Genomic DNA, 24,932 nt, shown 5'->3' on the forward strand with positions numbered 1-24,932 from the left:
TGCGGGGATTTTCTAAGGACTTATCCCTCATGCGTTTGACTCGCCGTTCCCTCATTCCGCTGGTGATTTTGGCCGTCATTATCGCCGCCGGTTTATGGTTTTTCCTGCCCAATAAATCCAACCCAAATGCCCTGTGGAACATCATTAGCCAGAAGTGTGTGCCCAACCAGCGCGCCAACGGGCAGCCCGCTCCCTGCTCTCAGGTAGATGAAAAGCAAGGCTTTGTGGTGATGAAGGACAGAAACGGCCCGCTGCAATTCCTGCTGATGCCGACGGCTAAAGTCACCGGCATGGAAAGCCCGGCGCTGCTGGAAGACGCCACGCCGAACTACTTCAGCCAGGCGTGGGAAGCGCGGCACTATATGGCGGATAAATACGGTAAACCTATTGATGACAGCAATGTCTCGCTCGCCATTAACTCGCAGTATGGCCGCACCCAAAACCAGCTGCATATCCATATCTCCTGCCTGCTGCCAGAGGTGAAAAACACGCTGGTGAAAGACGCCGGGCAGATAGGTTATCGCTGGCAAGAGCTGCCGGATCAGCTGATTGGCCACACCTACTTAGTGCGCAAAGTCGCGCCTGCCGAGTTGAATCAAAAAGGAGCTTTCCGCCTGCTGGCCGAGGGTGTTCCGGAAGCCCGCGAGAAGATGGGGCATTTCGGTATGGCGATGGTGAGCCTGTCTGGCGGGGATTTCCTGCTGCTGGCGAACCAGCGTAACCTGCTCAAAATGAACAACGCCTCGACCGAAGAGATTCAGGACCACGATTGCGCAGTCCTGAATCCGGTGCCGAAGTCTTGATCACGTCAGATAAACAGAGCGGGTGAGATTTCAAACCGTTTTGCCAGTTTATCAATGTGGTCAACGGTGAGCTGACGTTGACCACTCAGGATACGAGAGACGAGGGATTTGCCTCCAATCTCGTCCTGAAAATCGGTCTGTTTCAGACCATATTGCTCCATTAACGTCGCCAACACGGCAACCCCGCTCGGCAGCGCTTCAATCTCAGCCCGGAAGGCAACCACCTCTGGCAGACTATTTTCATATTCGCGGATTTTATTGCTGACAATATCCAACAGCGGGCTGTGTGGGTTATTCATCAATAAATACTCCACCAGCTCCAACGCTTCTCGATAGTCCTTTTCGCTGGCGTGCTGCCCGAGCAAAGGTACCGCGTTAACCAATTCTTCAGTCGCTTTGATGGCGTCGCTAATCATTTCTTTTTACCTCGATGTAAATGGGTAAAGCAATCCGTGGCATTTGTAGATCACAACGAGCCATAAAATAAACAATTTGCATGATTTTTGCACTGATTAAACCCTCTCCTATAAGAGAGGGTTTAGAAGGGCATGCCAGTGTTGCTGTTACTTCTCTTTCATCTTCTGCAAGATTGGGCCGCACTGGTTTTGCTCATTATCACTTGGGGAAATCAGCGCCAGCAGGGCGGCGGCTGGGGCAACGACCGCGCCGAGGGCGACGGCGGCGGCACCGCGAGCAATCAGCGGGCCGGGTTTCACACCGGCATCCGGGCTTTTATAGGTACCGCGCACGTAGAGCGGCGAGCGCAGGGTCAGCACGCGAACTCCCTTACTCTCAGGATCGATGGTTAAATCGAGACGCTCGGTTGCCATGTTGGTGGTGCCGGTAATGTTGATCACCGCATTTTCCGTGTCGAAGACGAACAGCCGTGGCGAAACCAAACCATTTTTGATATTCACATTGGCCGCCGCGCAGTTGATAGCCACTTCGTCATCGCCGAAGATTTTACCCACTACGTAGTTACCGACGTTCAGGCCGACGATCTCCATCAGGCTGCGGCTGATGACCCCGTCATTGATCAATAGCTTCATGTCGCCGTTACTGCTGCCCAGCAGCGCGGCTACCGAGTTGCCGGTGCCCGACAAAGTAGCATCACCATTCAAATCACCCAGACTGCGCTCCATCGACTGGACGTTCGGCAGCAGCTGTTTCAGCTTCAAGCCGCGCGCATGCATATCCACCCGGCCGCGCATTGGCGACTTGTCCCCCTCCAGTCGCACGGTGGAGTTGAGATTGCCGCCCGCCACGCCAAAGCGCAGCGGATCCATCAGGATAACGCCGTTGTTGAGTTTAAGATGGGTGCTCAGGTCGCTCAGCGGCAGCGACTTACCGTGTTCAATGCGTTTGGCGCTGAACTTCACGTCAGCATCCATCACGTCCCAACTCTTGGTATCAAACTTCTCAACCGGCAGCACTTTGTCTGAAGGCTGACGGGTTGTTTCGCCACGCTTGACCTTGTCTTTGTTGGAATCAGCACCAACCAGCGGCGCGAGGTCAGCAAAGCGCAGCTGCTTGGATTCCACACTGCCGCTCAGGCTAGGGCGAGGTTTACTGGCGCGATAGGTCAGCGAGCCGTGAATATCACTGTCACCAATCTGGCCATTGAAGTTCTGATAGCGATAAACCGCGCCATCTTTGTCGTGCAGCGTCGCGGTTAAATGGCCGTCGGTGGAATAGGAAGGAGTCTGCGGCAAGAGCACGCCCGTCAGGCCGTAGAGGTCGGATAGCGTCTGGCCGGAGAATTTAAGGCGCAAATCCAGAGCGCCAAGGTTCATCGGGTCGGTCAGTGTCCCGGCGACGGAAACGCGGGTGTTGCCCGAACGCACATCAGCCTGCAGCGGGAAGCGGGAGTCTGGATCTTTCAGCGCCAGCATGCCGCCGATTTTGCCGCTACCCGACAGTGGCTCGCCGTTGTACTTACCGTCCACTTTCCAGCCGAAAACGTAATCTGGCGTTTTGCCTTTATCCGCCGTCTTCTTGTCGCCCTTCTCGCCGACCACTTCGGTGAAAGGCAGCGGTTTGCCTAGGGGATCAATCACCGCGCGGAAATCCGCCTTGAGCGGCGCGTCTTTGTAATCAATCTGCCCACGGTCAAACACGATGTCATTAAGGGTGAAGGACCACGGCGAGGCGGGCTGGTCTTTATCTTTGGTGTCGCTGTTCGCCAGATTAAACGTCCAGTTATTTTTACCGTTGGCGAGGCGGATCAGCGAAGCATTCGGCTGTTTGAGCCAAATACGCGGAATAAGCACTTCTTTATGCAGCAGGGCCAGCGGCGCCAGACTGGCGTCTACGCGGGCCAGCGTGACCATTTGTGCATCTTTGGTGGCGCCCGGTACGTCTTCAGGATTTCCTAAGACAATATCTTCGGCATGCACGTGCGGCCAGGGCACCCAGGCCCGCCAACCTGCTTCATCTTTTTGACGCGACCAGTCGACGCCGAGGTTTCCGCGTATCGCAAAGCTGCGGTTTAATTCGGCAGAGACGTTCTGATTGATGGTGGGTTTCAGGCGATTCCAGTCAAACAGCGAGATGAAAATCACGATGGCAATCAATAAAATAACGATGATCCCCACCACCCAGCTAACCACTTTACCTGTGCGCGTCATTAGTCTATTCCTATCAGAGAGTTAACTGATTCATAGACCTAACCATAGTTGAGTTTGCCGCAGCTTGCATAATCGGCACGGGAGGGAAAAACGTGACAGAACGTGATTATTCTGGGAAATGTATAGGCAGTTTATCGAGTTGATCGAAGGTTTTCGGCCGCGATAAGTAGTATCCCTGAGCCGCCAGCGCATCAGATTCACGCACCATCGCCCACTCTTGCGCCGTCTCGACACCTTCGATAATCACCCCTTTACTGTAGCGATTCATCAGCGTGACAAGGGTGAAAAATAGCCTCGACCCCTCTTCACTCTGGCGCAGCAGAATAAACAGGTCGCGCGCGATTTTGATGTATTCGTAATGCCAGGTGGTAAAGGAAGAGAAGTTAGCGATGCCCTGACCGAAATCATCGAGCCACAGGCGGTCTGATTGCTCAATTTTGGAAAGTGGGATGCTCAGCGCGTGTTCAGCGCTTTCGACTAACTCGAAGCGCACGTAGGGCATGGTATTGATCTGCCGCTTCAGGGCGCTATCGGACTGCAAAGCCTCCAGCACTTGCCCATCAACGTTAATGGAAGCAAGCAGGCCGTGCTCGATAAACAGTTGCTGCCATTGCTGCAATAAATCGAGTTGTTCTTGAACGATTTGTACACGTTTGCCTATCGCAACGGCGACAAAGTACTCTTCTGGCGAGACAAATTTCTGTGGTGCCGACGGATGGAAAATCCCGGTAAGTAATTCAATACCCAGTAACTTTCCAGACGTGCGGTAAATGGGCTGAAAGCGATACACCCTCTGACATTGGCGCCAGTAGGACTGTGCCCTGACGCGTTCGATGACAGAAAATGTTGGCATCATCAGACCTAACATCATCTTCGTTATCATATTTTTATGCCGCCATACTTTCTGTTGCCAGAAATAAAAATCATCCAATCAGGTCACATGCGGCAACATGCTTTGCGTGGCTCTACGGACAGCCCGCCCCCCTGCTTCCACTTCGTAGTGATAACTATCGGCGTCGCCGGAGGAAACTTTAATCACCTTGCCCGCTACCGCGCGCAGCAGCACAAAATAGCCCGCTATCAGGCTAGACGTCTCCCCTCTCAGGCTCTACATTGATGACTTAACAACGCTTATAAATATGGAGAAAGCCATGCCTTACGTGAATATTAAAATTACCCGCGATGGTGCCACCGCTGAGCAAAAAAAGGCGCTAATTGAAGGCGTTACCCAATTATTGGTGGATACCCTCGATAAAAACCCAGCCACCACCACGGTCATCATCGACGAGATCGACACTGACAACTGGGGCATTGGCGGGCAGAGCGTGACCGAGCGTCGCAACGCAGCCAAATAAGCTTCACTTCTCGTCACCAAGATAACGGCGAAAGCTCTCCGGCTTTCGCTTTTTTAATGGCTATTTTTCACTTCTTCGAGACGCCTCGAAAAAAAGTAAAACTGCGTTTTAATAGTATTGACTGCCCCCTCGTCAGCGAAGAGACTACGTGCATGATTTCGCCAGCTTGATTGCGCCAAACAGTCGCTTCCATCTCTTAAGACAAGGCCCGTTTCAATGACCAGAAAAATTGCCGTTATCGGCGAGTGCATGATTGAACTGTCTCAGAAAGGCTCCTCCCTGCATCGCGGCTTTGGCGGCGACACGCTCAACACCTCGGTTTATATCGCCCGCCAGGTTCCCGCAGACGCGCTGGAAGTGCAGTACGTCACGGCATTGGGCACGGACAGTTTCAGCAATGAGATGCTGTCAGCATGGCAGCAGGAAGGGGTGAAAACTGATTTGACCCAGCGTCTCGATAACAAACTACCGGGTTTATATGTGATTGAAACTGATGAAACGGGCGAGCGTACCTTCTATTACTGGCGTAATGACGCCGCCGCGCGTTACTGGCTCGACAGCCCGAAGTCCGCCGAGATCTGTCAGCAACTGGCTGAATTTGATTACATTTACCTCAGCGGCATCAGCCTCGCTATTCTTAACGATAAAAGCCGCGAGCGACTGATGACTTTATTGCAAGCTTGCCGCTCACGCGGCGGCAAAGTCATTTTCGATAACAATTACCGCCCACGCCTGTGGGCCAGCAAAGAGCAAACCCAGTCAGCTTATAACGCGATGCTCTCTTGCACCGACATCGCCTTCCTGACGCTGGATGACGAAGACATGCTGTGGGGCGCGAAGCCGTATGACGAAGTTATCGCCCGCACTCACGCGCTCGGCGTCAGCGAAGTGGTGATCAAGCGCGGCGCAGAGAGCTGCATCGTCTCCGCCTCCGACGGCAAGCTGTATGACGTGCCGGCGGTGAAGCTGCCAAAAGAGAAAGTCATCGACACCACCGCCGCCGGAGACTCCTTCAGCGCCGGCTATCTCGCCGTCCGCCTGAACGGCGGCAGCCCAGAAGAAGCCGCCATTCGCGGCCACAAGACGGCCAGCACGGTTATCCAATATCGCGGGGCTATTATTCCGGGGGATGTGGCTTTTTGAAAAAAGCTGGGTAAAAAGTTTTAGGGGAAGGTTAAAACCTTGCGTTGCCACGCAAACTGGCCTTTAAGGTCAAAACCGTGCGCTGCCGCCACACCGCCAAAACCTTGCGTTGCCACGCAAACTGGCCCAGAAGGCGCGTAAGCGCGCGCCCTCTGGACTCCCGCGCTTTTGTTGCTGTGTTACCGAGGCTGCGCAGGGTTGGAATGGACCTGTTTCAGCCGCCCCAGTGATCGCCACGAAATGCCGCCGCTTAGGCGGTTCCCTCAGTTCGGGCTTCGAGCCATAGGTCTCGAACCACTCCCTCGGCGTCACTTCTGAACGTGGCTTACTGGCATTTACGCCGTGCCGTTTCATTGGGTTTTGACTTGCTCCCTCCCCTAATTAGGGGGAGGAACAGAGCAGCACTTCAATGAAACGGCACGGTTGAAATACCTCAAAACCGCAGTCAAAAATGGCGCTGAGCGAACGGTTCGAGACCTAGGGCTCGAAGCCTGAAGCGAAGGCACCGCCTAAGCGGCGACATTTTGCGGTGGATAACGGAAGTACCTGAAACATGTCCGCCCAGCGAGCGGAGCGTGCAGTAAAGAGCCGGGGATTCTCAAGGGGCGCGGCGATAGGCGCCCCTTGAGGCCGGTGTGGCGGCAGCGCACGGTTTTGACCTTAAGGCCAGTGTGGGCGGCGAGCCCACGGTTTTGGGGAACAGGGGCCGAAGCCCCCTCTAAAACTTTATTGCCCCTGCACCGCCCCCGCGGCATTACTCGCCGCATCGGCAGGTGCCGCCTCAGGGGCTACAGCAGGAACCATGATTTGATCGTAGGTTTCCTGCAACAGCTTGACGCTCATCTCTGGCTCGCCTTTCGGCTGGACCAGCAACAAGGCCGGGTCGCGAGAAAGCTGCTGTTTCAGCTCCTGATTCAATACCGGCAGGGTCAGGGAAGAGAGGAACTCCTGACGCAGTTTCTGATATTGCTCTGGAGCGATATCCACCACGCCATTCTGCTGGGAACGCAGGCGTTGGCTCATGAGCACGTCAGTGTCGGTGCGGGCATAAGTCGCAAACAGCTTGCTGAGCTGATCGTTCTTCTGCGCAATCAAGGCATCAAACTCGGCCTGTGACAGTCCGGTATCGCGCACTTTGAGCAGCTCTTGTGACAGGTGCTTCAGCGAATCAAGCATCTTGTCTTGGGCGGCGTCCATGCGGATTGCACACTGGGCGCGCTGGTATTGCACGCGGCAGTCGAAACTTAAGTTAGGCACCGGCATATCGGCGCTGGCTTTTGACTCTTTACCGTCAGGCGAGGTTTTCAACGCCTGCTGTAAATGCCAGAACAAGGCTTCCCGCGCTAAATCGCTGCGCCAGTAAGTGCTCAATGCCTGTGAGTCTTGGATCGGCTGCCACGGCGTATCCCACAATAGCGACAGCTTATCCTGCGTGATGGAGTCATCCATCAGCGTCATGGCTTTTGGCGGCAGGCTGGCGAGCGTTGGTAGTGTCTGCGGCGTCTCGCGAGTGCCCTTCAGCTTGGAGAAGGTTTTATTGATCTGCTCGCTGAGGTTGCGGCTGCTATCAACATTCCCCACCACGTACAGCGTCATGGCGTCCGGGGTGTACCACTGATGATAGAACTGGCTCAGCGCCTTGGCATCGACCGGATGTGCCGGAGGCTGGCTTGGGTCATGACCTAATAATGTTGAACCTTTCAGGCGATAACGCCACCAGGCATCCTGAGTATCCATCGGGATCGAGCCCACGGGATCAGGGGAAATGCGCGCGCCGTCGCTAACAGTATCTGGAGTGATAGGCAACTGACCGGCGGTTGACGCCAACCATGACAGGGCTTCTTTCAGCAGATCAGCACGGCCGTTTGGCAAGCTGATGTTGTACATGGTGAAATCATAAGAAGAGACGGCTGGCGGAAGAGGTCTTACGGTGCTGATAGCCTGTTGCCAGAAAGACTGTAATTGTGCGCTGGTAAACCCTTCGGAATGCGTTAAGGCGATACGAGGAAGGAAATGCGCGAAGCCAGTTTGCTGGCTTGATTCGGCTAAAGAGCCGGTACGGACAATAAGACGTAATTCAATGCGATCGCTTGGGCGTTGCGGCGTTGCCAGCATCTGCCAGGTAAAACCATTGTCTAATTTACCCTGTTGCCAGGCTGGGTCGGGTTGTAGCGCCTCAGCCTGAACATTGCTTGCGGCAACTGCCAGCAGCAATCCACCAACGAGTAAACGAATTTTGGTGCCCTGCATGTGAACCCCTACGTAATGACAATCCAATTTTCAATTTGTCTGTCCTGCCGGTGTCTGACGACTGGCCCACAGGATATCGATGTGTTGAAACGAAGACGGCAAAGTTTAGCACTGTGTTAGACCGCACGTTTTCGCCGATGTCACCGTTCACATGAAAATTTTTAAGAAAAAACTGCCGCAGGGACATCGGGGATGCACATTATGAAGATAATCTTAGGGTTACATCAAGCAACCGTTGGATTTATAGGGAAATTAAGCATGAAAAAGGCAGGTTTGGAGTGATCCAACCTGCCTTTTTACAACTTCTAATCAACTTTTAAGAAGAACGGATCCGATTAGACCGTTTTCCCCGCCGCAAGCTCGTTATTTTTACCGGACAGCTCGGCGTTCAATTGACCTTCATCCAGTTGGTCACACCATTTGGCGACCACGATAGTGGCAACACCGTTACCCACCAGATTGGTCAAGGCGCGCGCTTCGGACATGAAACGGTCGATACCCAGAATCAGCGCCAGGCCGGCAACCGGTAGGTGGCCGACTGCTGACAGGGTTGCTGCCAGAACAATGAAGCCACTGCCGGTCACGCCCGCCGCACCTTTAGAGGAGAGCAGCAGCACCACCAACAGGGTGATTTGGTGCCAGATATCCATGTGGGTATTGGTTGCCTGAGCAATAAACACCGCCGCCATGGTCAGGTAAATCGAGGTGCCATCAAGGTTGAAGGAGTAGCCGGTTGGGATAACCAGACCCACCACTGACTTCTTACAGCCAAGGCGCTCCATTTTATTCAACATGCGTGGCAGAACGGATTCAGACGAGGAGGTGCCGAGAACGATCAGCAACTCTTCTTTTATATAGCTGATAAATTTGAAGATGCTAAAGCCGGTGAAGCGCGCAATCAGCCCCAGCACCACTACCACAAACAGCACGCAGGTCAGGTAGAAGCAGAGAATAAGCTGGCCCAGCTGCACCAGAGAGCCAACGCCATATTTACCAATGGTAAAGGCCATCGCGCCGAATGCACCCAGTGGAGCAAGGCGCATGATCATGTTGATGATGCCGAAAATGACTTTTGAGAAGCTGTCGATGAAGTTGAAGACCAGTTGGCCTTTGTCACCCAGACGGTGCAGCGCGAAGCCGAACAGTACAGCAAACATCAGCACTTGCAGGATGTTACCGCTGGCAAAGGCACCAATCACGCTACCCGGAATAATGTCTAACAGGAAAGGAATGATCCCCTGACTCTGCGCTTGTTCCGCGTACACCGCGACGGCTTTGGCGTCCAGCGCGGCGGGATCAACGTTCATGCCCGCGCCCGGCTGGACGATGTTGACGATCACCAGACCAATAATCAGCGCGATGGTGCTGACGATTTCGAAATAGAGCAGAGCAATGGCGCCAGTGCGGCCCACGGCTTTCATGCTTTCCATTCCGGCAATGCCGGTCACCACGGTACAGAAAATCACCGGAGCGATGATCATCTTGATTAATTTAACAAAGCCGTCACCTAACGGCTTCATCTGTGCGCCTAGATCCGGATAGAAATGCCCAAGCAACACGCCCAGCGTAATTGCCGTTAATACCTGGAAATAGAGGCTTTTAAAGAGACTTTTTTTCATTTATTGCCCACCCTGTATAGATACAACAGCCGTGATAAATACCAAGGCTACCGCTCAAAATTGATAGGCGGAAAAATAACACCGCCATAACAAGATGGAAATAACTTGTTCCGCTTTGTAATTATCTTTGTTTTAAAATAAGAGCTGAAACGATTCAGTTAAAAAGTAATAGGCGAGAAAATACATAAGAACTGTTGCCCCACGGGGGGAAGTCACTAAAACCTTAACGCTATTTTTGCTATTAAAAGAAGGGAGGCATTTATTGGAGATAAATAACTCGCGCTAACTTTAGTTTTAAAACTAAAGTTATTTCCCGCAAAACTTACTTTCGAATTCAGCTTGCGGCAATGGGGGAGAGAAATAATAACCCTGACCAAAGATAATATTGTTTTCCAGCAGCCATTGGCGCTGCTCGTTGGTTTCGACGCCTTCGGCAATCAGTTGAATATCCATGGCTTTACCGATGGAAGCCACAATGTTCACCATCACATCATCCTCTGGCAGCACGTTGATAAAGCTGCGGTCGATTTTGATGACATCAATTGGCAAGCTGCGCAGGCGATTAAGATACTCCAGCCCGGAATAGCCCAGGCCAAAATCATCCAGCTCAATAGAGACGCCGGCGGCGCGCAATTCACTTAACAGGATTAAAGCGCGATCCAAATCCTCAATGCGCGCCGTTTCGGTGATTTCTAACACCAGTTGGCCCGGATTGATTTTATAACGGCTGAGCAAACTGCGCAGTTCAGGTAAGAAATTTCGCTGCTGGATTTGAATTCCAGACAGGTTAACCGACAGCGGCAGAGTAATTCCCCTCTGCTGCCAATCCGCCAAAATGCCGCAGCCTAATTCCAGCACTTTATAACCCAACAGCCCCATCACGCCTATTTCTTCCGCCAGCACGATGAAATCACTCTCCAGCCCATAACTGCCGTCCACCATTCTGCGCCGCAGCAGGGCTTCGGCCCCCATCACTTTGCCGGTCTGCATATTGAACTGGGGCTGAATAAACAGGATGAAGTCGTTTTGGCCGACGGCGTGCAGGATTTCGTTTTCCTGTAATAGCCGTTTTTGAATTCGGTCGGTCAGCTCTGGCTCGAAGAACAGAATCTGATTTTTGCCTTGTTGGTAGGCGGAAACGCGCGCCGCGCGGGCATTCGCCATCAACTGCGTGGCGGTCACTGGCGCTTCACCATCATAATGCACAATGCCGATACTGCCCGTCGGGTGCAGCGCCAGCGGCGTGACATCGCTCTGCTGCGGGGCATTGATGCGCTCCATAATATGGCGCGCCAGCCGCATCGCCATAAAAGGGCGGGGAATGTCACTCGCCAGCAAGGCCAGCTCGTTGTAACTCAGCCTTGCCAGCACGCAGTTGGCAGGCAGCACGTCAATAATAGCGTTAATCAGCGGGCAGCTCAGATGGCCATCGTCGCGCAGGCTTTCAATACCAATCAGCAGCAGATGGAAATCTTTCTCCTTCGTCGTGGCGTTCAGCCGCATCTGCAATTGCGCCATAAACTGCGCTTCATTGTTTAACGAGCTGTCGGTCGTCGAGGTGATGTCCTGCATCTTCTGCTGCATTTTAAGCAGATGCTGCTGATTGCGGTTATAACTGCGGATCAGCATACCAAACTCATCATCCTCGTGGCGTGGGGGCAGAGCCAGCTGATGGCTGCAAATTTCGTTTTCAGGCAGGGATTCCAACTCTCGCGCAATGGCCCGCAAGGGTTTTACCACCAGACGATTCACGCACCAGCTCACAGAAATAGTCAAAATCAGCGCCAGCAAGAGATAAGTCGTCAGCATGGTGGAGAGCGCGCTGATGATGAACTGGTACATCCGATAGGAGTCGGCTTGCAGCACTAAATACGCTAAAGGTTTGGGATCTTTCGGGCTGGCCGCCGCCGAATAGAGCGGCACGGAAATCTTCACCGGCAGGTTAAAACCGCGAGTGATCCATTCAGGCACGGGGCGGCCCGCGGGGAAATTAGTATGCAGCGCGGCAATTTCATTGGGCATCACCACGTCAGCGCGGCTGAGAATACCTACCGGACGCAGGGTATTGAGAATGTCTTGTGTTTCATTCAGGTTGACATCAAGCACCGCCTGAGAAAGCGGCTTTCTCACTGAATGCGCAATATTTTCAAGCTGTTGGGCGTAATCCTCCCTCCGCTGCTGCACAAAGTGAAACAGTTGGATGAGGATAAAAATACAGATAGTGATCACCGCAACGGTGGATACCGCCGCCATCTGTTTAATGGTTAATGAACGCCTGACCCGCAACCTAATTCTCCATGACTTGCCAACCTGATCAACCCGCCTATCCTAACAGTGCAAACGGGGGAACAATAGCTTGGCGCAGTATACCTGATAAGCCCCCTTTCTCATGCCTTAAGCGAGGGTTTTATGCATTAAAATTCTCTTTTTATATCAAAGAATAATAGTGACTTAATCCCTGAAGGGTTCATGGTATCCCTATTATAAATAGTTAATATTAATCGCCTTAGCCATGCGGCGGCTAATAACGTGAGCAAAATCGGCTATTAGTCTAACGCGGGGGATACCAAAGGGGTTAGTGTGCTATATAGGCAGTGAAAAACGAGATGAATGAATGGTTCAGCAGCAAACAATAGCAGAACACGCCTAACTCACTGTTTAACATTGAGTTACTTTGAAATCGACATGTTTGAGGCAGATGCATATTTTTCGTAAATACTGGTTCAAACTGTACGATAACTGTTACATTAAGATTATTCCTACGTCATAAATAATCTAGATTTTAACTAAGACATTCTGAAAATAGTGGCTTTAAGCAGGGAAGTCTTACGCCTAATACCTCTTAGGTAATGACTCCAACTTATTGATAGTGTTTTATGTTCAGATAATGCCCGATGACTTTGTCATGCAGCTCCACCGATTTTGAGAACGACAGCGACTTCCGTCCCAGCCGTGCCAGGTGCTGCCTCAGATTCAGGTTATGCCGCTCAATTCGCTGCGTATATCGCTTGCTGATTACGTGCAGCTTTCCCTTCAGGCGGGATTCATACAGCGGCCAGCCATCCGTCATCCATATCACCACGTCAAAGGGTGACAGCAGGCTCATAAGACGCCCCAGCGTCGCCATAGTGCGTTCACCGAATACGTGCGCAACAACCGTCTTCCGGAGCCTGTCATACGCGTAAAACAGCCAGCGCTGGCGCGATTTAGCCCCGACATAGCCCCACTGTTCGTCCATTTCCGCGCAGACGATGACGTCACTGCCCGGCTGTATGCGCGAGGTTACCGACTGCGGCCTGAGTTTTTTAAGTGACGTAAAATCGTGTTGAGGCCAACGCCCATAATGCGGGCAGTTGCCCGGCATCCAACGCCATTCATGGCCATATCAATGATTTTCTGGTGCGTGCCGGGTTGAGAAGCGGTGTAAGTGAACTGCAGTTGCCATGTTTTACGGCAGTGAGAGCAGAGATAGCGCTGATGTCCGGCGGTGCTTTTGCCGTTACGCACCACCCCGTCAGTAGCTGAACAGGAGGGACAGCTGATAGAAACAGAAGCCACTGGAGCACCTCAAAAACACCATCATACACTAAATCAGTAAGTTGGCAGCATCACCTACCTCTTATAACAAAATTCCTATCAGGCAAAATATATGAATAATTATGACGACATTAAGCGTTTCATGGAAAAATCAAAAACAGAAGACATTGATTATAAAGAAATAAATGCAAAGTCGATGGGCAATGGCATTACCAGCTCGATGAATAAATGGACATTGATTAAGCAGATTTCCTCTGGCGATGAGCCTCAGGGGGCGCTGGACAATGGCCGAACCACCCAGCCCACGCCACAGCCGGTGAACCGGGAAGAGTTCAAAAACCTTGCACCCGCCGCGCATAAAACCGAGATCCCGTCTCCGATCTCCGTGAGCATTACCAATGCTAAAACCGAGCCTAAAAATGTCTCGCCCGACATCGTTAGCTCGTCGATTGTCCCCGCAGAAATGAATATTCTGGACACGCTGCGCGCCGCCCTGCCGGAGCCTGATGCCGCGCCGCCGGTCGCGCAACCGCTTGCACCTCAGGCCGCCTCACCTTTCGCTGCCAGCCAAGCCCCTGCGGCTGCCACACAGCATAAAGAGGCAGGCAGCCAATTTCGCCAAATGTTTAAACAAAAAGCGCCGCAGCGCGAGGAGAACACTCTGCCTCGCGACACGCCGCTTCAACCCTTGTTAGAGATGATTGCCTCATGCCGTTAGTTTGTGTGTGTTCCCCAAAAGGCGGGGTCGGTAAAACCACGGTCGCGTCGAATCTGGCGTATTCACTTGCTCGCAGCGGCAGCAAAGTGCTGGTTATCGATTTCGACGTACAGAACGCCCTGCGCCTGCACTTTGGCGTGCCCATCTCTGACACACGCGGCTTTGTCGCTGGCTCAGGGAATGAATCCGACTGGAGCCAGTTTATCCTCAAAGCCGGTTCAAACACTTTCGTGCTGCCTTACGGAGAAGTCACCGAAGAGCAGCGGATGGAGTTCGAGCAGCAGTTAACCCTCGATCCCCACTTCCTGCAGCGCGGTCTGAATACCGTGCTGAACTATCCAGGCTTGGTGATTATTGCTGATTTCCCTCCCGGCCCAAGCCCGGCGTTGAAAGCCGTGCAGGCGCTGGCCGATCTCCACGTGGTGGTGATGCTGGCGGACACGGCGTCGCTGTCGTTATTACCTTTGATGGAAAAAAATCGGCTGATTGGCACACCTTTGAATAATAAAAAAGGTGAGTATTACGTTGTGAATCAAAGTGACAATCGCCGGACACTAAGCCGCGACGTCACCCAATTCTTCGAGCAGCGTTTGAATGAACGCTTGTTAGGCACCATCCACAGGGATGAATGCGTGCCAGAGGCCAATGCCTCGCAGCGATCGATTATTGATTTCAGCCCGGTATCGGCTTCGGCCTTTGATATTGAACTGATCAGCAAAAAAGTCGCCGCTATTTTAGGGATCAAAGTCGGTGATGGGGAATTACATGCCTCTCCAAAACCAGATAATTATTAATAGCTCCAGCAGAAAGCGATCCTAAAAGCGATGAATAAATTCCTATTCTCCCTGCTCGTACTTCTTTTACTGCCCGTTGCGGCAGTTATTATCATTACCCCTATGGATAGCCAGAAACAGTATATTTTTGGCTTAATCAGTATCGGCCTGTTATTTATTCTGGGTCGAATCAAACACCGCCGCATTTCTATTGTGCTGGTCATTCTGTCGGTACTGATGTCCACCCGATATATCTACTATCGGGCCACTGAAACCCTGCATTTCAACTCCACTATTGAAACCATTTTGGGCCTGGGCCTATTCCTAGCGGATATTTATGTCTGGGTGGTCTTAATGCTGGCCTATTTACAGACCATGTGGCCATTAAATCGCCCCATCGAACCTCTGCCTGCCGACATGTCGTTATGGCCGACGGTGGATATTTATATCCCGAGTTATAACGAAAGTTTGGACGTGGTGCGCGATACCGTGCTGGCGGCACAATGCATTGATTATCCACAGGATAAGCTGAAAATTTATCTTTTGGATGACGGCAAGCGCGATGAATTTGCGGTGTTCGCCGCCGACGTCGGCGTGGGTTATATCACCCGTAATAATAATGCCCATGCCAAAGCCGGCAATTTAAATAATGCGATGAAATTAACCCGTGGCGAGCTTATTTGTATTTTCGACTGCGACCACGTGGCGACCCGGGTCTTTTTACAGGCCACCGTGGGCGGTTTCCTGAAAGACGAAAAATTGGCGCTGGTGCAGACTCCGCACTATTTCTACTCCCCCGACCCTTTCGAGCGCAACCTGTCAATTGGCCGCAATATTCCCAAAGAAGGCTCGCTGTTTTACGGCCCAATTCAGAAAGGAAATGACAACTGGAACGCCACCTTCTTCTGCGGCTCCTGCGCGGTTATTCGCCGCAGCGCGCTGGATGAAATTGGCGGCTTTGCCGTAGAAACCGTCACCGAAGATGCCCATACCGCGCTGAAAATGCAGCGTCTGGGCTGGAAGTCGGCCTTCTTGGCTATTCCGCTGGCCGCTGGCTTAGCCACCGAGCGACTGGGCCTGCACGTCATCCAGCGTACCCGCTGGGCGCGCGGCATGACGCAAATCCTGCGCATGGATAATCCATTGTTTGGTCGCGGGCTGACCTTCCCACAGCGCCTGTGCTACCTGAACGCGATGATAAGCTTCCAGTCCGGTTTGCCGCGCGTGGTGTTCCTGACCGCGCCGATCGCCTTCCTGCTGTTCAACCTAAATATCATTGCCTCTTCTTCGAGCCTGATTTTTGCCTACGCCCTGCCGCATTTGGTGATGTCGATTTATATGAACTCGCGGCTTAACGGCAAATTCCGCTACTCCTTCTGGGGCGAGGTGTATGACACCGTCATGGCCTTCCACCTGATTATCCCTACCCTGCTGACGCTGGTTTCGCCGAAAAGAGGCAAATTCAACGTAACGGACAAAGGCGGGCTGCTCGACAACGGCTTCTTCGATTTCCACATCGTTAAGCCGCACATCATCGCGCTGACTCTGATGCTGATGGGCATCGGCTGGGGGCTTATTCGCGTGGTGTTCCACAACTATTTTGATGTCGATCCGAGCGTCATCGCGCTTAACGTGGCGTGGGGCAGCTTTAGCGTGCTGATCCTGCTGGCGGCCATCGCCGTGGCGAAAGAGACGCGTCAGGTGCGCAAAACCATTCGCGTCGAAGCCGCCATTCCGGCCATTATTCACTACGCCAATGGCATCTCCCTGCGCACCCAAACCATTGATATGTCGATGGGCGGCGTGCAGTTGGTGACGCCGGACGAGCGTTATATCAATGAAGAGATTGAAGAGGTGGAAATCCAGCTGGCCTCGGGCGCAGAGAGCTTCCCGGTCAGCCAAATCAGCGCCAATAAAGACCGTATCCGCCTGCAATTTGAAAATCTGCCGCTGGACAAACGCCGTGAGCTGGTGCGCGTGGTGCTGTCGCGCGCCGATGCGTGGATTGGCGATGAATACCCGCAAGACCGCCCACTGCACTCGCTATTTGGCATTGTGCGTTGCGTCTTTGACCTGTTCTTCGGCACCTGGCGCGAGCGCCGCGCCAAAAACAAGCTGCAAAAATCAGCCACTAAGAGTGAGGCAGCATGAAGTCATTACCTCATAAATCAACAGCTTCTGGGTTCTATCGCCGAGTATCTCAAGGCGTGCTGCTGGCCTTAGGCATGCTGCCGCTGGCCCAAACCAACGCGGAAGAGGCCCCGCCGGCCGCCAACGCTGACGCCAGCGCCCTGCCTGCGGCCCCCTCGTGGATGCCACCCGCACCGGCGGCATCCGCCGTGGAAACCGCGACGCCGCTGCCGGACGTCCCTGCACCTGTTGAAACCGCTCCTGCGCCCGTCGAAGTCACGCCAGCTCAGGTAGAAACAGCGCCTGCGGCCATGGTTCAGCCCTTCGCCAACAGCATCAGCGTGGCCGATATGGGCCAGAAAAACGGCTTAACCCTGAGCGGCGGTCAGCTACAGTCGGGGATTATTTTCACCCTGCCGACCGATCAGGTGATAACCAACGCCAAGCTTTCACTGGCTTTGAAAATCTCCCCGGCGCTGATTGCCCGCAATACCACGCTAGAGCTGATGCTCAACGGCCAGCCGCTGGGCAGCCTGCCGCTGAGTGAAGAGAGCAGCGCCGGCGACCTGTTCGAGCTGGATATTCCGTCAGCCATGGTGGTGTCGCGCAACAACCTCAGCTTCCGCGTGCATGACAACAACACCATGGCCTGTGAGAAGGACCAGTCGGACAAGTATTGGGTCCAAGTGCTGCCTACCTCGCATCTCAATCTGGAAGGCCAGCAGCTGAATATCGGCCGCGACCTCGGCAAGTTCCCGCGCCCGTTCTTCGACGCCCTGCAGATGCAAGAATCCATCGTGCCGATGGCTTTCACCTCGTCGCTACAGCCGCAGGATGTCAGCGCGGCGGCGATGGTCGCCTCCTATTTGGGCGTGTTGTCAGACTATCGCGGCGTGGATTTTCCGGTGGTGCTGAATGATTTACCCCAGCAAAGTGGCATTATCTTTGGCAAGCCGGGGGATAAAATCGGCTCGCTAACGCTGCCTGTCAGTCAGGGGCCGCGCATTCAACTAATTGATAACCCAAACAATCCGGTCTACAAACTGCTGCTGATCACCGGCAATGACGAAAACCAACTGCGCCAGGCCGCCTATCGTCTGATTAGCGCCCCGCTTCCGGCCAATACCGAATATCTCGACGTCACCCAGCAGACCATTCCGGCGCGCCAGCCTTACGATGCGCCGCACTGGATTGACACCACGCGCCCGGTCACGCTGGGCGAACTGGTTGCCCGTGACCAAAATCCGCTGACCGCCACCGGCATTTACCATAATGAAATCCACGTTCCGTTCCGCGCCGCGCCGGACCTCTTTATGTGGGATGGGCACACCATTCCGGTGAAAATCGATTACCGTTTCCCAACGGAAAACTGGATTGATGAAGATAACTCGCAGCTCAATGTGTCGATTAACGGCACCTTCCTGCGCAATCTGACGGTGAATAAAGTCGGCCTGCTGGAGAACGTCTGGCGGCGCATTGGCTTCGACAGTCGCCAGGAGAGCTACAACCTACAGCTTCAGCCGTACCTGATTTACGGTGATAACCAGCTGGCGTTCTACTTCGACATTCAGCCGAAAAAAGACGCGCCGTGCAGCATCACGAGCAGCGACAACATTAAGAGCCGCATCGACCCCAACTCTTACATCGATCTGAGCAACAGCTACCACTTTGCCCAGCTGCCGAACCTCTCTTACTTCGTCGGCGCGTCCTTCCCTTTCTCCAAACAGGCTGACTTCGCCGACACGCTGATGCTGCTGCCAGAAACGCCGTCGGCCGGGGAGGTTCATACCCTGCTGAACATGGCGGCGCGCGCGGGCAATGCCACGGGCGTGCCGGTAAATCACGTGGAAGTGGCTTTTGGTTTGAAAGGCAATGAGCAGGATAACCCACTGTTTGATAGAAATATTTTGGCTATTAGTACGCTGGGAGATTCGCCGTTTAATCAGCAATTGCTGCACGACTCGCCGTTTGTCATCAACAACAGTTCGCTAAGTGTGAAAACGCCGAGCCAGTGGCAAAGCGTGCTCGATGCCCTGACCGGCGACTGGTATCGCCAGCCTCTGGATGCTGACCGTTATCTCTCTTCAACGGGCGCGTGGCGCGGCTTTGCCAGTTATCGCTCGCCCTGGTCGCCGTCCCACGTGGTGGTGGTTGCCACCGGCACCGATGACCAGCAGCTGCTGAAAATCCACAGTGACCTTAAATCCTCGAAGATTAACGCCGGGGTGCGCGGCGATTTAGCCATTGTTACGGATGAAAACGGCATTCGCAGCTTCACCGTCGGCAAGCAGTTCCCGGCCGGGCAGATGCCGTGGTACATGATGGTCATCTGGTACGCCAGCTCGCATATCGTGATCTTGTCGCTTATCACCGTGGGTATCTCCCTGCTGCTTGGCCTCAGCCTGTATGTCCTGCTGGCAAGGCACGCGGCGAAGCGTCTGGGTAAGAAGCCGACGCAATGAACATAACAATAACGATGATATCTGACTCGGCGATCACCGGAGTTAACCATGAAAAACAATAAGCTATCTCTGGCGGTGTTCAGGGCGATTTATCTGGTAGGGATCGCCGGACTGGGAAGTGCTGTGCTGGCGGCTCAAGCGGCGGACACCTCAAATCCGGCGTTGAAAGCCTTGTTCGATCAGGCGGCCTATTGGCACGATCGCGCCCACGACGATTTAGCCAAAGACGCGCTGAACAAAGTGCTGCTGGTTGACCCGAATAACGCGCAGGCGCTCTATTTGATGTCGCTCTATTCCCTGCAAAGTGGTGACAAGGCCACCGCCAACCAGTGGCGGGACAAGCTGAGCGCCGTGTCGCCGCAGGATCCGCGTCTTGCCTCGCTAAGCAATGCGAAAGCCGTGCAATCTATTCCCCCGGCCCAGCTGGCCGCCGCACGGCAGATGGCGACGCAGGGCAATATCAGCGGCGCGCTGACGGCGTACCGCACGCTGTTCAATGGCGATCAGCCGCTGGACAGTCTGGCGAACGAATATTACCTGACCATGGCGGGCGACAAGTCACTGCAACCTCAGGCGATTCAGGGTCTGCAACAGCGCGTGGCCCAGCATCCTGAAGACGCCACGGCGCGCCTCGCGCTCGGCAAAGTGCTGACTTATCAAGAGTCTACCCGCCGCGACGGCATTAATCTGCTCGGCAGCATGGCGGCCAATAGCCCGGAGGCCGATCGCTCGTTGCGTCAGGCGTTATTGTGGATGGTGCCGCGCGAAAGCGACCGCGAGCTGTATCAGGGTTATCAGGCGCGTCACCCCAATGACACCAGCGTGATGGCCTACTTCCAGAAGAATATTGGCGGCGCGGCGAAAAGTCAGGGGTTCGATGAGCTGAATAGTGGCAATGTTAATGATGCCAAAACCCGGTTCGAGACCGTCTTAAATGGCAATCCAAACGATGCCGATGCCCTCGCCGGGCTGGGTTATATCGCGCAGCGCAATGGCGATTTTGCGGCGGCGGCGGATTACCTCTCCCGCGCGGCGCAACAGGGCGGCACCAACAGCGCCCAGTTGGCGACACAGGCGCAGGACTCGCAGTTTTATGCCCAACTGAGCAAAGCCAAAAATGACGCCGGAGCGGGCAATTTCGACGCCGCGCTGGCCAGCCTCACGCCGCTGACCCAGGCCGGTGGCGACAAAGGGCTGTCCGCCAGCCTGCTGCGCGCCGACATTTTGCGCCGCAAAGGGGATCTGGCCGCCGCCGAGCAGCAGTACAGCCAGCTGGGTGACAATCCCGATGCCCGCGCGGGGCTGTACTACGTTTTACGCCAGCAGAATAAAACCGCCGAGGCCAATCAGGTACTGCAAACCCTGCCGACCGCGCTGCGCAATAAGCTGCAACCTCCGGCGGTGGCTGACGTCATCGAGCCAATGCGCCGTCAGGCCGCGCAGGCCGTCGCCAACAACGACCCGCAGCGCGCCCTGATGATTCTGCAACAGGCGCGCGAGAGGCAGCCGAACAACGTCTGGGTGAAGCTGGACATAGCGCGCATTCTGCAAAAACAGGGGCAAACCGCGCAGGCGCAGTCACTGATGGCGGGCGCGAATCAGCCGGGCGCGGGGGCCACCGAGCTATATGCCGCTGCCCTGTTCGCTTCAGAAACCCAAAACTGGTCCAGCGCCAGCGCCCTGTTGGCGCGCATTCCGCGAGCCAGCCAGACCACCGCCATGCGTGAACTGGGCCAGCGGGCGAATTTCAATCAGCAGATGGCTTCGGCAGAAACCTACTTACGCCAAGGGGATAGCGCCGCTGCCGCCAACACCCTGCGCGCCTTAGCGCAGAACCCGCCATCGGCTCCTGCCGATGCGGGCGTGCTGGCGAAGAACTTAGCCGCCACCGGGCAAATTCCGCTGGCGGTGCAGGTTGTGCGCCAGAATATGCGTCAGGGCGTGCAGGGCAATGCCGGAGACTATGCCGACCAAATCACCGTGCTGAATCAGGCGGGGCTGAGCGGCGAGGCGCAGGCATTCCTGCAAAACCCTCAGATTCAGGCCAGCTCGACACCAACGGAAATGGCCGGTATGCGCAACGGCTTTGTGATTAATCAGGCCGACGACCTGCGCGAGCAGGGCCAGTACGCGGCGGCTTACGACAAGCTGGTTGTCGCCCTGCAGGCCGATCCGCAAAACCGCGACCTGATGCTGGCGATGGCCCGTCTGTACCAGTCCGGCAAAATGAATAAACAGGCCGGTCAGGTTTATAACTACCTGATGAGCAACGACACGCCGACGCAGGACGCCAGGGTGGGTGCGATTAACATCGCGCTGGCAGAAGGCGATACCTCGCGGGCGCAGCAATTGATGAACGGTTTGACCGGCCCGCGCACCCCAGAGCGACTGCTGCTGGCGGCGCGAGTGGCCGAAGCCGAAGGCGACCATCAGCAGGCGCTGGCGCTGCTGCGTTCGGCGAAAGGCAAGATGATTGGGCTGGAAGGCGCTGACGGCGGCTCGTCGCAGATCGCCGGTTTGCAACTGAGCGACAACCCGTTCATCAACCGTTCTACCCGCACCTCGCGCAGCACCACGCAGTCGGTGTATGGCACGGTGATGCCGTGGCAGCAGCCGGATCAAGTCTCCTCCACCAGCACCGTGCCTCTGCCGGGCGCAGCGCCGACCGCCGTGGTTCAGCGCAACGCTACTGAAAAGCAGATCGACGACATGCTCGACCAGCTGCAAGACAGAACCGCCAACTGGGTACAGGGCGAACTGTCGGTGCGCGGGCGCGATGGTGAAAGCGGCCTGAGCCAGTTGACCGAGGCCAAAGCGCCGATGAGCTTCTCCTTCGTGCCGTTCGACTCGTCGCGCGTCACGCTGGGGGTCACGCCGGTCACGCTGGACGCCGGTTCAAGCAGCGACAGCGCTAATAATCGCTTTGGTACTGGCGCGCTGCACGGCGAGCTCAGCCCGCTGGCTCAGGCGCAGCAAAATGCTTCCAACACTCCGGCCTCGCCGTCGCAGTACATTGCCAAAGAGTCTTCGGGTTCGCAGAGCGAATCCGGCGTCGAGCTGAACGCCGCGCTGAGTGGCGATAACTACAAAGTGGACGTCGGCTCCACGCCGCTGGGTCAGGATTTAACTTCACTGGTCGGTGGCGCGCAGTGGGCACCTAAGCTCGGCGACTTCACCACCCTGACCGTGACCGCCGAGCGCCGCGCCGTTAACGACAGCCTGCTCTCTTACGTCGGCACCCGAGATGCCTACACCGGCGACAAGTGGGGGCAAGTCACCAAAAACGGCGGCAGCGTCAATTTATCCTATGACGATGGCGACGCCGGTTTCTATGCCGGTGGCGGATACTACAGCTATCTGGGCGACCACGTCACCTCGAACAAGGCGGTTAACGCCAACGTCGGTTTATATATCCGACCTTATCGTTATGACGACCGCGAGCTGAAAACCGGGGTAAACGTCGGCTATATGAATTTCGACAAAAACCTCAGCTACTTCAGCTATGGTCAGGGTGGCTACTTCAGCCCGCAAAACTACGTCAGTGTGTCATTCCCGGTGGAATACACCCAGAAATATAACGACTGGGACCTGAAACTCAGCGGCTCGGTCGGCTATCAGTCTTACACTCAGGACGAAAGCCCGTACTTCCCGGAAGACGCAAACCTGCAAAGCCAGTTGGAACAGCTGGTTGCCGACGGCAAAGCGCAGGAAGCCTTCTACTCCGGCGGCTCGAAAAACGGCATCGGCTGGAACGCGGGTGTCGGCGGCAACTACCACCTGAACAAAAATATGCAGATTGGCGGGCAAGTGGGCTATGACACTTTCGGCGACTACAATGAAAGCAAAGCTCAGCTCTACTTCCGCTATCTTATGGGCCAGAATTGATCTCAGTGATGGAAAAAACCATGCAACAACAAGACTATACACGGGTCGAGCAGCAGTATTATCGCCAGCGTAAACAGACGTCTGGCTGGCAAAATCTGGTGCAGGTGCTGTTCTCAGGGATCCTTTCCTCAGCGGATGATGAAGACGGGCGACGCTTTCTGGCACTGATGGGCAGCAATTTAGCCAGGCAGTATCCTCTCGCTGCGGCCGCAACCTTGGGCGAGTTGGAAGACCAGCTCAATCAGCTGCTCGGCCAGTTCGACTGGGGCGTGGTGAAGATTGAGGCGACCAACCAGCAGCTGACGCTGGCCCATATCGCCTGGCCTGCGGCCCCGCAGGGCAGTGATGAGGCCCTGTGGCAAATCGCGCTGGTTGCGGTACTGGAAGGGGCATATGGCGAATGGCTACTGGCCCAGGGCGGGCAGGCTTCGGTATCACTCCGCTGGCAGGAAAGCGGCCGTGAAGGTGTGCTGCTTTTCCGTTATCAAAATGGATTGTAAGGAATTTTTATGTTGTCAGTTCGGGCACGTCGCCTGCTGTTGTGGCTTGGCGTTTTCTGCTCGCTGGTTTCAGCGACGCTGTTTTCAACGGCTGTAATGGCACAGAACAGTGGCTGGTCGCAGAGCAATGGCTGGTTAGAGTATAAAAGCCGATTTCTGCTGGCCGACGGGCGTATCACCGACACCGCCAACAAAGGCGTGAGTCACACCGAGGGGCAGGGTTTCAGCATGCTGCTGGCGGTGTACAACAATGATCAGGGGACCTTCGACCAGCTGTGGCAATGGGCCAATAAGAACCTGTATCGCAAGGATATTGGCCTCTATTCGTGGCGCTACGACCCGAATGCCACTCCCAAAGTAGCGGACAAGAATAACGCCTCTGATGGCGATACCTTAATGGCCTGGGCGCTACTGCTGGCGGGCGATCGCTGGCATGACCCGCGCTACACGCAGGCTTCGGACAAGCTCCAGTCGGCGCTCATCAAGAAAACGGTGATCGACTACGCCGGATATAAAGTGATGCTGCCGGGCGTTTCGGGCTTTAACCAGACCAGCTCGATAACCCTCAACCCGTCCTATTTCCTGTTCCCCGCGTGGCAGGCGTTTTACCAGCACAGTCATTTGAAAGTGTGGAAAGATCTCGATGAAAGCGGCGTCGCGCTGCTCGGCAAGATGACCTTTGGCGAACTGCGTTTGCCGACCGACTGGGTGACGCTGCAAGCCGACGGCACTCTGCTACCCTCGAGCAAATGGCCGCCGCGCTTTAGCTACGACGCGGTGCGCATCCCGCTCTACCTCGGCTGGGCACACGCTGGTAGCCCTGGGCTCGCGCCTTATATCCAGTGGTGGCAGAAATCACCACGCGACGCCACGCCTGCCTGGGTTGACGTCATGACCGGCACCAAGGCGGAGTACAATATGTCCCCCGGCCTGCTGGCAATCCGCGATTTCACCATGGCAAATCGCAGCGCCATCAGCCCCGACCTCGCACCAAAAGATGACTACTACTCCTCGACCCTGCAACTGCTGGCTTGGTGGGCGAGTCAGGGGAAATAATTGTATAAATGCAATGGATTGGCTGAGTATCCATTGCATATTTAATATGATTTGGACGAAAAAAAGCCCGCAAT

General features: G+C 54.8%; 17 protein-coding genes. 10 read left to right on the plus strand and 7 right to left on the minus strand.

The genetic code is table 11. From position 1 onward, the window contains the following. Window positions 1-29 precede the first annotated feature (29 nt). Window positions 30-803, plus strand: a complete 774-nt coding sequence (locus tag V2154_RS20755; RefSeq protein WP_353503683.1) for a CDP-diacylglycerol diphosphatase — start codon at window positions 30-32, stop codon at window positions 801-803. 5 nt (window positions 804-808) lie between these two features. Here V2154_RS20755 and V2154_RS20760 read toward each other — a convergent pair whose 3' ends face one another. From V2154_RS20760 to pdeH, 3 genes are all read right to left on the minus strand, one after another. Next, window positions 809-1,219 carry a helix-turn-helix domain-containing protein gene (locus tag V2154_RS20760; protein ID WP_353503684.1) on the minus strand — a complete coding sequence of 137 codons (411 nt, stop codon included), beginning with the start codon at window positions 1,217-1,219 and terminating at the stop codon, window positions 809-811. Window positions 1,220-1,366: 147 nt separating this feature from the next. Then, complete coding sequence (locus tag V2154_RS20765; RefSeq protein WP_353503685.1) at window positions 1,367-3,430, minus strand: AsmA family protein; 2,064 nt, start codon at window positions 3,428-3,430, stop codon at window positions 1,367-1,369. A 106-nt stretch (window positions 3,431-3,536) separates the two neighbouring features. Next, the gene (gene pdeH, locus V2154_RS20770; RefSeq protein ID WP_353503686.1) at window positions 3,537-4,313 is read right to left on the minus strand and encodes a cyclic-guanylate-specific phosphodiesterase; all 777 of its coding nucleotides are present in this window, start codon (window positions 4,311-4,313) and stop codon (window positions 3,537-3,539) included. A gap of 229 nt (window positions 4,314-4,542) precedes the next feature. On the opposite strand from pdeH, the gene V2154_RS20775 reads away from it, so the two are divergent. Both V2154_RS20775 and kdgK read left to right on the plus strand, forming a co-directional pair. After that, window positions 4,543-4,785 (plus strand): 2-hydroxymuconate tautomerase family protein, encoded by a 243-nt coding sequence (locus V2154_RS20775; protein ID WP_485903062.1) that lies wholly within the window; start codon window positions 4,543-4,545, stop codon window positions 4,783-4,785. A gap of 216 nt (window positions 4,786-5,001) precedes the next feature. After that, window positions 5,002-5,928, plus strand: a complete 927-nt coding sequence (gene kdgK / locus V2154_RS20780; protein ID WP_353503687.1) for a 2-dehydro-3-deoxygluconokinase — start codon at window positions 5,002-5,004, stop codon at window positions 5,926-5,928. 726 nt (window positions 5,929-6,654) lie between these two features. On the opposite strand, the gene V2154_RS20785 is transcribed toward kdgK, so the two are convergent. The 4 genes from V2154_RS20785 to V2154_RS20800 form a co-directional block, all read right to left on the minus strand. Further along, entirely contained in the window at window positions 6,655-8,178 is a 1,524-nt protein-coding gene (locus V2154_RS20785) for a M16 family metallopeptidase (RefSeq protein ID WP_353503688.1), read from the minus strand. Window positions 8,179-8,513: 335 nt separating this feature from the next. Then, window positions 8,514-9,797 carry a dicarboxylate/amino acid:cation symporter gene (locus tag V2154_RS20790; protein ID WP_353503689.1) on the minus strand — a complete coding sequence of 428 codons (1,284 nt, stop codon included), beginning with the start codon at window positions 9,795-9,797 and terminating at the stop codon, window positions 8,514-8,516. A gap of 306 nt (window positions 9,798-10,103) precedes the next feature. Next, window positions 10,104-12,083 (minus strand): biofilm formation regulator HmsP, encoded by a 1,980-nt coding sequence (gene hmsP, locus V2154_RS20795; RefSeq protein ID WP_353503690.1) that lies wholly within the window; start codon window positions 12,081-12,083, stop codon window positions 10,104-10,106. Window positions 12,084-12,657: 574 nt separating this feature from the next. Further along, window positions 12,658-13,355 (minus strand): IS1-like element IS1A family transposase gene (locus V2154_RS20800; RefSeq protein WP_103215986.1). Its coding sequence is split into 2 segments (ribosomal slippage): window positions 12,658-13,106 and window positions 13,106-13,355, totalling 699 coding nucleotides; the frame shifts between segments, so codons are not numbered across the junction. Between the two features lie 91 nt (window positions 13,356-13,446). Here V2154_RS20800 and bcsO point away from each other — a divergent pair. The 7 genes from bcsO (at window position 13,447) to V2154_RS20835 (ending at window position 24,858) form a co-directional block, all read left to right on the plus strand. Further along, complete coding sequence (gene bcsO / locus V2154_RS20805) at window positions 13,447-14,052, plus strand: cellulose biosynthesis protein BcsO (protein WP_353503691.1); 606 nt, start codon at window positions 13,447-13,449, stop codon at window positions 14,050-14,052. Beyond that, the gene (gene bcsQ, locus V2154_RS20810; protein WP_353503692.1) at window positions 14,043-14,846 is read left to right on the plus strand and encodes a cellulose biosynthesis protein BcsQ; all 804 of its coding nucleotides are present in this window, start codon (window positions 14,043-14,045) and stop codon (window positions 14,844-14,846) included. The genes bcsO and bcsQ overlap by 10 nt, the downstream gene beginning before the upstream one ends. Window positions 14,847-14,876: 30 nt before the next feature. Further along, window positions 14,877-16,976, plus strand: coding sequence for a UDP-forming cellulose synthase catalytic subunit (gene bcsA / locus V2154_RS20815; RefSeq protein WP_353503693.1), 2,100 nt, complete (start codon window positions 14,877-14,879; stop codon window positions 16,974-16,976). Further along, window positions 16,973-19,417 carry a cellulose biosynthesis cyclic di-GMP-binding regulatory protein BcsB gene (gene bcsB / locus V2154_RS20820; RefSeq protein WP_353503694.1) on the plus strand — a complete coding sequence of 815 codons (2,445 nt, stop codon included), beginning with the start codon at window positions 16,973-16,975 and terminating at the stop codon, window positions 19,415-19,417. Before bcsA ends, bcsB begins: the two co-directional genes overlap by 4 nt. 48 nt (window positions 19,418-19,465) lie before the next feature. Then, window positions 19,466-23,302, plus strand: a complete 3,837-nt coding sequence (locus V2154_RS20825; RefSeq protein WP_353503695.1) for a cellulose biosynthesis protein BcsC — start codon at window positions 19,466-19,468, stop codon at window positions 23,300-23,302. Window positions 23,303-23,322: 20 nt separating this feature from the next. Next, complete coding sequence (bcsD, locus tag V2154_RS20830) at window positions 23,323-23,802, plus strand: cellulose biosynthesis protein BcsD (RefSeq protein WP_353503696.1); 480 nt, start codon at window positions 23,323-23,325, stop codon at window positions 23,800-23,802. A 96-nt stretch (window positions 23,803-23,898) separates the two neighbouring features. Beyond that, window positions 23,899-24,858 (plus strand): family 8 glycosyl hydrolase, encoded by a 960-nt coding sequence (locus tag V2154_RS20835; RefSeq protein WP_437342044.1) that lies wholly within the window; start codon window positions 23,899-23,901, stop codon window positions 24,856-24,858. Window positions 24,859-24,932: the final 74 nt, after the last annotated feature.

Source organism: Ewingella sp. CoE-038-23, from assembly GCF_040419245.1.
In the GTDB taxonomy this organism is placed as follows: Bacteria; Pseudomonadota; Gammaproteobacteria; order Enterobacterales; family Enterobacteriaceae; genus Ewingella; species Ewingella allii.